The organism is Spirillospora sp. NPDC049652, assembly GCF_040675125.1.
Classification (GTDB): Bacteria; Actinomycetota; Actinomycetes; order Streptosporangiales; family Streptosporangiaceae; genus Spirillospora.
On the sequence record NZ_JBFAOF010001411.1, the window covers coordinates 1 to 1401 of the forward strand.

Annotated in this window: 1 protein-coding gene; it reads right to left on the bottom strand. The window is 74.4% G+C overall.

Translation table 11 applies throughout. The annotated features are described in order from the left end of the window. A partial coding sequence (locus AB0J52_RS40650) for a hypothetical protein (protein WP_500188561.1) occupies positions 1-1401 on the bottom strand: 1401 nt, incomplete at both ends.

Here is a 1401-nt window from a genome sequence, read left to right on the forward strand (position 1 = left end):
CCTGGAGGGACGCGGCGAGCGGCGCGTCCCGCAGGTCCTCGCGCATCTGGACCCGGTCGGCGGTGACGTCGCCCAGGCCGGCGCGGGACTTCATCGCGTCGACGACGGGTCCGGTCCGGGCGTCCTGGACCGACAGCCACCACTCGCCCGGGTTGGCCGCGTCGTCCCGGGTGTAGCCCGCGGCCTGCCATCTGTCGGCGAGTGTCCGCAGGTCGACGAGGGTGCCGTCGGTGCCCGCCTCCAGGCCCGGCAGCGCCCGGGCGATCCCGATGACGCGGATCGTCTGCCGCCCCTGGATGAGGTTGAGTTCCAGGGAGTCGCCGACCTTGGCGTGCGACCGGTCGGCGAGGGACCGGCTGATCACACCGGGGACGATCGGGGGCGGCTGCCGGAAGCCGGCGTCGTTGTCGTGCGACGGGCCGTCGTTGTGCTGGAGGAACATCGACACCCGGGCGGTGGGCGCGCTCGGCGGCAGGCCCTCCAGCACGGTCGCCGGGATCAGCGAGGTCAGGAGCACACCGGACCGCTGCGGCGCCGTCACCGTCGACTCCTTGGCGCCGGGTCCGGTGCCGCCGTCCCACCACTGCTGCCAGGTCGCGCCCGGCGGCAGCTTGGCGGAACCGCCGCCCGGGCCCTCGCCGCGCACGTCGACCACCTCTAGGGTGAGCGGTCCGTGGTTGGGGTTCTCGCTTTCCAGCCAGCGCATGCCGCGCACCGACAGCGGATAGGAGAGGGAGCCCTGCGGGCCCGCGAGAGAGCCGACGTCCACCGAGAGGCTCTGCGTTTTGCCGTTGGCCTTGAGGCCGTCCAGATCGACCGGGTAGCTGACGCCTCGCGCGTCCGTGAGGACCACGGTGATCCCGAAGGCGGGCGCGTTCGGCTCCCAGGGGCCGTAGAAGCCTTCGGACCCGAGGGACGGCGGCGGGCCGTTCGATGTCAGCCTCAGGTCCAGGGCCAGTTTCGCCGGGCGTCCGGGCAGGGCCATCAGGTGCGGCGCGGGACGGGCGGCGGTGAGCGCGCCGAGCTTGAGGGACTTGGCAAGGTCCGGCCGGACGCGCAGCGCCTTGGGCAGGAGACCGGTGTCGGCGGCGAGCAGGAAGCCGTCGGCGTTGCCGTAGGTCGCGCCCTGCCGCGCCACGGGGACGGCCTCCCTGACCCCCGGCAGGGACGCGTAGCGTGCGCCGCGTCCGAGGGGCCCGAGCGTGACGTCGCCGGACGGTTCGCTGACGCGCACGTCGGCGGCGGCGCGGAAGTCGGCCTGGTCCTTCTGGGAGAGCCGCCAGGTGCTCATCGTCGTCGCCGACAGCACCCCGACGGCCATCGCGAGGACGAGCAGCAGGGCGGGCCCGGCGTAGCGGAGCGGGCGGCGGGTCGAACGCGACCACGAGCCGCCGATCTGCG